Here is an 11589-nt window from a genome sequence, read left to right as displayed (position 1 = left end):
TACATTAGCAAATCAGAAGATAACAACAGGTACAGGTATAGAATGGAAGTATTACCCAAATTGTGACGGTGATTTTTCACAATGCACCGCTGCTAACAATCATCTTTGTACGGCTACAGTTAAATTAACCACCGATTAAGCGATTGCTACATTAAAAATCACCACTACTATTTCATACATGCATTTCCATAATGGAAAACCCTCTCCTATATCCGATGGAATGAATTAGATATCAATTGCGAATTGCCATATCTGTAATTCCATTCTAACTAAACACATTGAGAGGTTACTGATTTTAAAACTCCAGAAATGCGACATAATTTTATTTAGCGTCAAACTACATTGCACTTAGATAAGAGCAAAGAAGCAAATCAAAATATACAAACTCTCATTTAGAAATTATCAAAACTCAACAGGTTCAAAGATATTGTCATGACAAAACTCACCAAAGCGTTTAAACCTACTTACCTTGGTTGAGTTGACACATAAGTAGGCATTTAAAAAGTAAAAAAAATTAGTATGAAAAAGTTAAAAATGATTGTAGCTTCAGTAGCTGTATTAGCAATTGTTGGCAGTGCATTTGCATTTAAAGCAAAAGTTGGCCGTTTTTGTATATTAGATATTGAAGCTAGTGGTACTAATTGTACAACTTATACATTAGCAAATCAGAAGATAACAACAGGTGCAGGCTTAGAATGGAAGTATTATCCAACTTTTGACGGTAACCCAACAACATGTACTGCTGCTAACAATGGGCTTTGTACAGCTACATTTAAACTAACCACAGATTAAGGAATCTCAGCATTAAAACCACAACCACTATTTCGCATGCAAATAGTGGTTGTGGTTTCTTTAGAATTATAGAAAGTCGTTATGTGTACTACACAAGTACCTCCTATTAGATTAGTTTACATATACTACTTGCTCATGTTCCTGTCTGTCTTTACTTGGATTTCCAATAAAATAATAACAAAGTAAAACTAATTCACTAAACAGCGCACACACTTCGCTGAAGCCTTAACATCGATAAATTGTTGAACTCCATCTATCCCAACTTCAAAATCTCTTGCACTAGTATAACCAGAAGCAAGACGATCTGTGCTACTCCAATAATGCCCATAGGTACCTACCTGGCCAAAATTCACGGAACCAGGGCCATCAACCCCGCGCTTTCCTGCTATAGTAAGCTTTAATTGACTATAAGCTGTATTACGATCCGTCATTCCACCTGAGGTAGCAGTACCACCCATTGTTGTAGCTACTTCAGCAAGCCATTCATCCCTTGTAGGCACATGCCATCCTGCAGGGCATGGTCCTTGGGGAATAGTAGCCCATCGATTCCTGTTGTTATCGCTTCGCCAATCGAGAACCCAGGGAGAAACATAAGGAGGAATTATAAAATTGCTATGTCCGGGAATATCTGAATTCGCAACCGCCTCAGTTGTTCCATTAACAGCAGTGCCAGCGTCTGAAGCAGTCCAATTAATCAACTGATGACCATCGGCCGGGCGCCCCCACTGGAAAAGATCGCCATACGCCTTATAATCATCATAAGACGTGGCTACCTGTTCGGCGCCCAAATTCCGGTCAAGCCACTTTTTACCAGTTACAGGGCTTATAATAATGCCATACACCACTTCCTTTCCATTATACATAAAACGCACTTTTGTGGTGTCGTTAGCAGTGTTTAGTGTAACCACATCGCCATAACCTGTACCCACACTATTGGTGGCAAAAGCCCTGATGTAATACGTTCTGTTAAAATCAAGACCGGTAAGATTGATGGTAAAACTGCCACTGGCTGTTGTGCCGGCAATTACACTATCTGTAAGTGTAGGCGTAGCATTGGTTTGGCTTAACACAATACCATTCTGGGTAATGGCCGCATTGCCATTGGTCAAAATGGTGCCGCCGGTAGTAGCACTGCTGCTGGTAACATTTGTCAGGGGCGCGGTGGTTACTGCGGGTGCGGTCGGCGGTGCAGGATCATCTTTTTTACAGCTTACAACGACCAGTAGTGGCAGGCCAATAAAGGCAAACCTCATAAAGAGGGGTGAAAAGAGCAGCTTCATAATTGTTGGTTTTGTATGAATGTTACATTATTTACGGTGTCTGGTAGCCGCTGTTTTGGCTTAAACGGGGGTTCAGCAGGATATCGTTGTATAAAACAGGATACCACTGTTGATACGATTGCCAGGCACGGCCATTTGCTTTTAAGGGAGTTACTACACTCATTATGGCGCCCACATTCCCGGTTCGTTTTAGATCTAACCAGCGATGCCCCCACTCGGTAAAAAACTCCACCTGTCGTTCGTTCAATACAGCAGTTACTAAAGAGGCTTTATCGTTTGCTTTTGTACCCGGCAACCCGGCCCTTGTGCGGATGGTATTCAGATCATCCCGGGCATCGCCAATATTATTTTGCTGCGCCCTTGCTTCGGCTCTTACCAGGTATAACTCGGCGAGGCGAAATACCATCAGGTATTCACTGGCCGCTCCGGAGGCGGTGGTGGCTTTGTATTTAGCAGGGTAGAAATAGTTAGTACCGGAAACGATCACACTATCTATCCAGTTCCCGCCTTTTCTTCGCCCATCGCCGGGTTCAAATGCATGTAGTGTTTGCGGGCTTAAATAAACAGGATTGGCAGTAGCATTGGGGCCGGTAACTGGCAGCGTGAATGTAAACGCATCTTCTGTATTACGGGCGGCCTGCACAGGCTGCAATTGCCAAATGGCCTCGTCACTGTTCTTTAGAAATACATTGTTTAAAGCAGGTAAAGAGAAACGGGGGTTATTATCAATGATCTTACTCGCCTCTGTTTCTGCATTGGCATAGTCTGCCAGGTACAAATAGGTCCTGGCCAATAAGGCGGTAGCCGCCCATTTGGTGGGGCGTACCCGCTCCGGCGTGCCGGCATAAATTTGCAGGTCTTTGTTCAGGTAATTTTCACTCAACAGTTGTTGGGCTTCTTTCAGGTCAGCCACTATTTGCTGGTAAACAACCGGCACCGGCGAGCGCGGCAACACCGCATTAATTGCAGCTTCCGTTGTTAGTACCAGTGGTGCTTCACCGACGAGATTCACCAGGTAGAAATAAAAAAATGCGCGCATAAACCGGGCTTCGCCCAGTAACTGTTGTTTTACGGAAGCGCTTAGTGTAGTAGCATTACCAACCCGTTCAATGGCCGCATTACTCTGAAAGATATAATAAAAGATATCGCGCCATACATCGATGCCATAATTTTCGTTGGGGGTGGTGCGCAATTCGTTCCTGTAATAAGCAATCAACCTGTTCTCGGTTACCACACCGGCAAGGGTCAATTCGTCGGCCGACAATCCCGATAAAAAGGAGATACCCCCACTGCCGGTAAAAAGCCCATTGGTTGCCATGCGGGCATAGATGCCGGTTAGCACAGCGATGGCAGTAGCGTCTGATTTATAAACATTTTCTTCATTGACGCTTGTTGCCGGGGCATCGGGCTCTACAAATTTTTCACAGCCCGCAGCAGCGAAAAAAACAAATAACATCCCGGGCTTTAAAAACCTCCATGTAAATACGGAAAGCATAGCAGATAAGTTTTATCTATTTAAAAACCGGCCTGCAGGCCAAACGTCAACACCCGTAGCGGTGGCAGCGAAGAAATACTTTGCGCCTCGGGATCTAACCCTTTAAACCGGGTGATCGTGAGCAAATTCTGCCCATGCACATATATTCGAACACTCCTGAACCGCGCTTTATTGATCCATTGTTGCGGCAGCCCCCACGAGAGCGCCACATTCTTCAATCTTATATACGACACATCCAGGAAACGGTGATCGCTGCTAATGATATTAGGCACTTCACCTGTACGAAACCGGGCAACGGATGCATTATCGCCCGCTTTTCGCCAGCGGTCTAACACCGTAACGGGTTGATTGCTGTTGCCACGAATGAACATACCCGGGTAGCGGTTGCCATTCCAAAATGCCACATCATTGTAACCGGGCTGTTTTACAAACTGAAACAGTACATCTAATTGAATTCCTTTGTAAGTAAGGTTATTCTGCAACCCGCCATACAATTGCTGCAACCTGGATAGTATCACGGTCCTGTCGGTAGCCGGGTCAGGCGCCACCGTTGGATGACCGTTTTTATCGGCAAATAGATAATCACCCGAACCGGGCGCAACGCCTATATACCGGTAATACCTGGTTATATCAATAGGTTCGCCAATAACCAGGAAGGCGGCATAGGTGGAAGCAGCCAGACCGGGAAAACGCAACAATTTATTCCGGGGGATGGTCAGGTTAGCGTTGCTTGTCCAGCTAAAATTCCGCTTTTGTATTATTCTTCCCGTTACGGTAAACTCCCAGTTCCTGTTTTGAATGGTAGCGGGAAAATTCACCGTATAACCGGTAAAACCTGCTACATAGGGCAGGCTGTATTGCAGTAGTTGATTCGATGAACGATTACGTACCCACGTTGCGTTTATCACCAGCCTGTCCTGCCAAAACCCAAGGTCCAGCCCCAACTGCAGTTTGCGGGTCTCTTCCCACTGCAGGTCGGGGTTGGGCAAACCGGCAGGCACCAACCCGGTGATCCGCTGGTAAGGAACAGGGGTGTTGACGAGGTTGTATAAACTTAAGAACTGGTAATCGCCGATCTGATCGTTACCGGTGGTGCCATAACTGCCCCTTACTTTGCCAAAACTGATAAAACGGGCCTTATCTTTCACCAGGTTTTCGTTACTGAAGATCCAGGCGCCGCCTATTGACCCGAAATTATGGAACCGGTTACGGGCGCCAAACCGGGTACTGCCATCGCGGCGGGCATTTACATTAACGATATATTTATCGCGCCAGTTATAATTCACCCGGCCAAAAAAAGCATTGTATTTGTATCTTGAAATAGTAAAGATAGAGGCGGTTACATCGGCAGCGGCATGCAGGTCTTCCAGCAATTCATCAGTTGCATAGCCCGAGCCATACACATAACCCGATCTGGCTTTTTTATCCTGGAACGTACTGCCCAGCAGCAGTTCCAGCTTTCCTTTGCTGATGGCGGTTGAATAGGTGACTTGGGGCTCGATGATCCAGCTTTTTATATTCCTGTCGCCCATGCCCGCCCCCCTTTCGGTGGTGGCCCTTAATTCGGGCGCCACGGCAATATGCGGAGCCGGCGAAAAATCATTTGTCTGCATGTAATTAAAACCAAAACTGCTTTTCACATCCAGGCCGGGTAAAACGGTATACCCCATAGTGAGACTGCTCACCAGGTTATAGGTTTTGTTAACATACCTGTTATATCGCTGGATCATCACATTGGCATCACTTAAGGTGGTATTACCGTTAGCATCGGGCGCCCAGTTGATACTGCCATCTTCGTTCAATAATGAAGGCGCATGGGGCTCCATCAACAAACCGGTCTGGGTAAGATCGGTTTGCGGCAGTTGATTGTTATCGGCCATAAAATTGCCTGAAAACTGCAGCTTGAAATTATTGTTGGCTGAATTAGCATCAAGGTTAAAATGCAGCGCCCCTTTTTTATCGGCAAAATCATCGGGGAATGGAAAAACGGTTGTTTCTTTATGATAGGTGCCGCTGATCAAATACCGGCTGGTATTGGAGCCGCCGGAAACGGAGGCGCTGAGGTTGGTATACTTTGCGGTACCACCGAGGAGCTCATCCTGCCAGTTGGTATAACGCGTGGTATCCCACACTTTGAGATCGATTGCTGAAACAGAAGGGCGGGTCCAGTCGATGCCATCGTTGGCAAAAGCCTCATACCGCATATCGAGGTACTGCCGGGTATTGAGCATTTTGAGGCGGCGGGTCATTTTGCCAAACCCCGCCTGCATATTCAGATCGAATTTCATTACACCGGCCTTGCCTTTTTTGGTAGTGATAAGGATGGCGCCATTGGCAGCGCGGGAGCCGTAGATGGCCGTGGCATCCGCATCCTTTAAAACATCCATACTTTCAATATCGGCAGGATTGAGATAATTCAGGGGGTTGCCCCAGCCATTGAAATTGGCCCCGGATGAAGAAAGCACATGGTCTAACCCGGTACTGGGCAATTGGGCATCTATAGGCACGCCGTCAATAACATACAGGGGGTTAGAACCACTTCTAAGGCTATTGGGGCCCTGGATATTAATTCTGAGGTTGGTGCCGGCCAGCCCCGATGTTTGCGTAACAGACAAACCTGCTACCCTGCCCTGCAAAGCCAGCAGGGGATTTTGCACCGGTTGTTTCTCAATATCGCCTGCTTTTACCGAGGCCACATTGCCCGTACTTAACCGTTTACTGGTGGTGCCATAGGCTACAAACTGCACTTCATCTAACGTGCCAATGGCTACCTTTAACTGAATACGCACGTCGGTTTTATTGTTAACAGCAATTTCCTGTTTACTATAACCTACCGAAGAAACAACCAGAACGGCATTTGCCTGAATATTCTTTAGCTGGAATTCGCCGCGGTTATTGGTGCTGGTAATTTTATCGGTGCCTTTTACCATTACATTTACGCCGGGCAGCGGGGCGCTGTTGTCATCGAACACTACGCCGCGCACATCGAAACCGTTTTGCGCCGTATACATTGCCAACTGTGCAGGCGCAGGCTTTAACTTTAGTACTATTGTAGTACCCGTGATACTATACGTTAATGGCTGGTCTTTAAAACACAGGTTCAATGCATCCGTGAGGGGGATGTTGCTTACGTTTATATTCACCGGTTTTGCCTTTTCGAGCCAGGTGAGCTCGTAAAAAAAATCATAACCGGTTTGCTGCCTTATTTCTTTAAAGATCTCAGTAAGTGGGGCATTTTTTTTATGCAGGGTTACCACCTGGGTGTAACCGCCTGCACTTACGTGAAAGGCAACCAGCATTAGCATGACAGTTAATTTCATTGCCAGCAAGGTTTGGCGCGGTAAAAACAGGCAATGCTTTTTACCACCAGTGCAATAAATCATATCTTTGCAATTGTTAGGTTAATGCGTAAGAAGAACAGAATAATTATCGTTAACCTCGCTTCACCGGCTGTGTCGTTAGCACCGCCGGTTTTTTATTTAGTTTAATGGCAATGGAGTTGAATGCGTGCAGCCTCGCCTCTTTTCAACGGATGCATGTTTAAGAGGGTTTGTTATTGGGTGTTTTATGGCTATACCCTTATTTTAAAACAATGATCTTTTTTCCTTCCATCCTGAAATGCACCCCGCTCAGTTCAAGGACATTTAAAACTTCACCCAGGTTTTTATTGCGGCTGATCATACCGCCAAATTTTTTGTCAGGCGCTTTTCCTTCGTATTCCACTTCAACGTTATAAAAACGGGCCAGTTGTTTCATTATAGCCTGCAGGTTCTCTCCATCGAAATAGAAGGTGTTATTTTTCCAGGACATTATTTGATCCAGGTTAGGTGAATTGTCTATTGTGAGTTGGCTCACTGTTGCAACAGCTTGTTGACCAGGTTTTAATATCACTGTATTTGTATTATTGCCGATTGCCGATTGCCGATTGCCGATTTTTACCCTTCCTTCCAATAGGGTCACTTTTATGGCGTTTTCATCTGTATAGTTATTTACATTGAAATGTGTACCCAATACTTCAACGGTAACATCATTAGCAGTAACAAAGAAGGGCTTTTTCAGGGAAGGGGCTACTTCAAAATAGGCCTCCCCTGTTAACTCTACCCTACGCTCGTTGCCATTGAACATTATAGGGTATCGCAAGGTGCTTTCACTATTCAGCCAGATGGTTGTACCGTCGCTCAGGCTGATATTCACTATTTTACTGCCGCGTGGGTTCCTAAGCACGTTATAAGCTATTTCCCCTGACCCATTACTTCCTGCAGCCTTTTTATAAGTAATTTGTTCACCGGTTGTTTTTACCACGTTTACTTTACCCTCCATGGCAAGCACGCCATTTGCAATGGTGTCCAATGCTACCACCTGCCCATTCGCCAGCGTAATGGTGGCTTTTGTCATGTCTGGCGGCCCCACATCCCGCACCTGTTTTTTTTCCGTAGTTGCCAGCGGCCTGTCAGTTAGTTCTTTATGGAGGATCGGGTAGGTAATAAGTACGATCAACAAAACAGCTACCGCCGCGGCGATCCATACACCCATAAGCCTTACCTTGTTCATGCGTTTTACCACTGCTGCTTCAGGCTTTAACTCCGGGTGCTTTTCCAAAATAAACTGCCAGTCCTCCTGCCTCGCTTTCGTTAATAAGCTAACGGTTGTATTTAGGTATGCTTCGTCATGCATTCGTTCAACCACTTCGCGGTTATGAGCAGACAGTGCCATCCACTCATTCCACTCTATGGCTTCAGATTCTGATAAAATGCCTGAACGGCTTTTATCAAAAAGCTCAACGAATCGTTCATTTGTCATAATGGAAAGTATTAAGTTGCCCTATAGGACAAGGGTTGTACAATTCAATTGCCTTGTTACCATCAAACGTACCGGGGAATAAAAAAGGGAACAAATTTTAACAAAAAAGTAAAACAGCAGCTATTGGGTTAATTATAGTAATCGCGGAATAAAAAGATAAAAAGTACGACGAGCTCGGAGTCGGGAAGATTTTTTTTCAGCAATACAACGGCCCGCGCATAGCGTTTTTTAATGGTACTGACATCAGTATCCAGTTCCTCGGCAATTTCCCTGAACTTCAGATCGCGCAACCAGCGCATTTTAAACACTTCTTTACACTTTGGCGGCAACCGGTCAATTTCCTTTCGTAACCTTTCGAGAACAATAGCTTCTTTATCATCGGCCTCGAATATTTCAATCTCATTATCCTGTAGGTAACGTTTTATAATTTCCGGCCGCTTCGATTCCCTGATGGAAATACTTCTTAAATAATCGATACAACTATTGGTAATAGTAGCGCGCAGCCAGCCGAACAGGGCGCCCATTGTATCGAAGTTCAGCTTATCGCGCTGCTCCCACAACCTGATAAAACATTTTGAGCGAATGTCTTTGGCATCTTCTTCCGACCGGATATAACGGTGCGCCACTATAAATATATTGGTATGGAACCGGTGATAAATATGCTGAAACGCTGAAGCGCTGCCCCGGGCAAATGCAGCTAATATTTCTTTATCTGTTTGTTCTTTCATTCCTGGTAAATGTTGTGCACGACCAAAACAGGCTGAAAATTGTATTTCAGTACAAATAAATAAGACAGGTATTGATCAATAGACGCTTATCAGGCGATAAGGAATGAAGGATTAATGAGTATTAAGGTATTGACATTTGTGAAGCAGGCGTAGGAGAAGGAAGCAGATAAAGTTTTTAAATCGTTTTATTAAAGTTAACCACAAAGTACGATAACTGCAATTGAATACATTTAGAAAATTTAACAATTATGCCCGCACCGGCAATAAAAATGATTAAGATCAGGAAATTGAAGCAAGGCTGCTGTACCCAAATAAGCAAAAACGGTGTAGTAAAATAAGTCACCCACTCCCGCAAACAATTGCCCCGTTTTCTTCCCTTCAATTTGCCCACAATCGTTTTGATAAAAATATTTATACGTTATATGAAATCCTTACTGGTAATGTCGTTAAGTGTGCCTTTATTTCTTCAGGCACAGGTAGCCAAACTACATGCGCAGCCTATAGATAACCCGATAAACAGCACTATAAAAAATGTAGAACCGGGCATTGTATGGGTTGACAATCTAAACTGGCAGCAGGTGAAGAAAAAAGCCAAAAAAGAAAATAAGTACATTTTTGTAGATTGTCATGCTACCTGGTGCAAGCCCTGTAAACAAATGGATAAGGAGGTGTATGCCAATGATTCGGTAGGCGATTTGTTAAATGCTAATTTCATTTCAGTTAAGGTGCAGATGGACTCTGCCAAAGCCGATAATGCATTTACAAAAAGCTGGTACAAAACAGCCCGGGAAATAGGCGCCACCTACCGGGTAGCGGCTTACCCCACCTATCTTTTTTTCTCGCCCGATGGAGAGCTGGTGTATAAGGAATCTGGCTACAAAGCGCCCGATCAGTTTATACTGGTGGCCCGGGATGCACTCAATCCATCAAAGCAATATTATGTACTTTTAAAAGCGTATAAAAAAGGGAAAAAAGATTTTGCGCATATGCCTGAGCTTATCAGGATGTCGAAACAACTGGGCGACTCCACCAATTACCTTCCGCTTTTGACCGACTACTATTCCTATTTACATTCGCTGGATAAAGACAAACTGTATACAAAGGAAAACATGGAGTTTATTGCATCCACCCTCGACAAACCGGATCAAACGCCTTTCTCCCTATTTTACCCCGATGGCAGTGCCGTGGACAAGGTGATGGGAAAAGAAGGCTATGCACAAAAGGTTGCCGACCGCGTTATTTTTAAAGAAAAAGCCAACCCCTTTTTGAGCGCCGCCGAAGGAAAAGCAGAACCGGACTGGAATATTTTATACAATAACACAGCTAAGGATTATAAAGCCGATTATGCAGACAGAACTGTACTGGACGCCAAAATGAGGTGGTATTATTTTTATGGAGATATGCTAAAATACGCTATTGCGCTGAATGATAAAATGGAAAAGTATGGTTCAGACACGACCAGTAGCGGCGAAGATTTTAAATTGAATAACCAGGCCTTTTTAATATGGCAACAGGTAAAGGATATTGCAGAATTAAAAAGGATCATAGGCTGGATGACCGGCATAGTAAGAAGGGGTGAAAATGCTACCGGTTTTTATACTGAATACTGGCCTTATTATATGGATACCTATGCCAACCTGTTATACAAAGTTGGGGAAACGGCAGAAGCCCTTAAATGGCAGGAACTGGCAGTAGCTAAAGGCAAAGAACGTGGTATAGATAACGGCACCCTTAAAACCATTGAAGAAAATTTGGAATTGATGAAGAAAGGCGAGCCTACCTGGCCAACCGAGGCGAAATAATTTTCACAGGTTCATTATAGCAAAGCCCATTTTCCTTTGGCAGGAAAATGGGCTTTGTATTTACCAATTTTATTTCACCAATTCCTCTATCGATTGGCTGGTGAAATAATCCTTCAATAATACTTTCCTGTCCTTGTCCAGTAAATACATTGTAGGAATTGCGCTCAGATCTTATATGTTGGCTTTATTGATGTGCATGCCCTTCAACTGGTACTGAAGCCCCTCTTTGAAAGAACCTTTTTTTGAAAGAAGCGCGCCCAGGTTTTCATACCGCACTGCGTCATAATAAGGATTCGTGGCAAAAACAGTTTTATGTTTGGGACTGGTGCTGCGGTGGAAGCCCTCGAACAAATATTTCTTTTGCATCGCCAGATCACCGATCTTTTCATAAATATCATACAGCTTCAGGCAAATGAACGGGATGCCTGGCGTATCGATCCTTTTAGCTAAAAAATACGCTTCCCGGGCATAACCAAGGGCGCTGTCGAGCGATTTGCTATCACTCAGTATGGCAGCCGTTTGGATTTTACCCGCCAGTATTTGCCTTTCGGTTGTATCTTTCTCAATGGCCAGTTGTAAAGATCGATCTACATACAACCGGGCGCTATCCAATTTATTTTCGAGTTGGAAGGCTACGGCCATACCTGACGTAAATCATTTCGATGCGGTCTTCTCTACCAGCTGCGATGGAA

8 protein-coding genes are annotated in these 11589 nt (G+C 44.5%); 2 read left to right on the top strand and 6 right to left on the bottom strand.

Annotated features, from left to right (window positions below; genetic code table 11):
* Positions 1 to 519: 519 nt before the first annotated feature.
* Positions 520 to 792, top strand: a complete 273-nt coding sequence (locus A4R26_RS03935; RefSeq protein WP_081160773.1) for a hypothetical protein — start codon at positions 520 to 522, stop codon at positions 790 to 792.
* A 188-nt stretch (positions 793 to 980) separates the two neighbouring features.
* Here A4R26_RS03935 and A4R26_RS03930 read toward each other — a convergent pair whose 3' ends face one another.
* From A4R26_RS03930 to A4R26_RS03910, 5 genes are all read right to left on the bottom strand, one after another.
* Positions 981 to 2072, bottom strand: coding sequence for a fibrobacter succinogenes major paralogous domain-containing protein (locus A4R26_RS03930; protein ID WP_081160770.1), 1092 nt, complete (start codon positions 2070 to 2072; stop codon positions 981 to 983).
* A 31-nt stretch (positions 2073 to 2103) separates the two neighbouring features.
* On the bottom strand, positions 2104 to 3528 hold the full coding sequence (locus A4R26_RS03925) for a RagB/SusD family nutrient uptake outer membrane protein (RefSeq protein ID WP_165760138.1): 1425 nt from the start codon (positions 3526 to 3528) through the stop codon (positions 2104 to 2106).
* 59 nt (positions 3529 to 3587) lie between these two features.
* Positions 3588 to 6887 (bottom strand): SusC/RagA family TonB-linked outer membrane protein, encoded by a 3300-nt coding sequence (locus tag A4R26_RS03920; protein WP_165760137.1) that lies wholly within the window; start codon positions 6885 to 6887, stop codon positions 3588 to 3590.
* A gap of 259 nt (positions 6888 to 7146) precedes the next feature.
* On the bottom strand, positions 7147 to 8367 hold the full coding sequence (locus A4R26_RS03915) for a FecR family protein (protein ID WP_081160760.1): 1221 nt from the start codon (positions 8365 to 8367) through the stop codon (positions 7147 to 7149).
* Between the two features lie 128 nt (positions 8368 to 8495).
* Positions 8496 to 9095, bottom strand: a complete 600-nt coding sequence (locus tag A4R26_RS03910) for an RNA polymerase sigma factor (protein WP_081160756.1) — start codon at positions 9093 to 9095, stop codon at positions 8496 to 8498.
* 422 nt (positions 9096 to 9517) lie between these two features.
* Between A4R26_RS03910 and A4R26_RS03900 the strand changes: the two genes are divergently transcribed.
* The gene (locus A4R26_RS03900; protein WP_081160747.1) at positions 9518 to 10897 is read left to right on the top strand and encodes a thioredoxin family protein; all 1380 of its coding nucleotides are present in this window, start codon (positions 9518 to 9520) and stop codon (positions 10895 to 10897) included.
* A gap of 171 nt (positions 10898 to 11068) precedes the next feature.
* On the opposite strand, the gene A4R26_RS03895 is transcribed toward A4R26_RS03900, so the two are convergent.
* Positions 11069 to 11539, bottom strand: coding sequence for a hypothetical protein (locus A4R26_RS03895; RefSeq protein ID WP_242674813.1), 471 nt, complete (start codon positions 11537 to 11539; stop codon positions 11069 to 11071).
* Between the last annotated feature and the right edge of the window lie 50 nt (positions 11540 to 11589).

Origin of the sequence: Niastella populi, assembly GCF_002078015.1 — a bacterium.
Taxonomy (GTDB): Bacteria; Bacteroidota; Bacteroidia; order Chitinophagales; family Chitinophagaceae; genus Niastella; species Niastella populi.
This window is presented reverse-complemented; position numbering and strand designations above follow the sequence as displayed.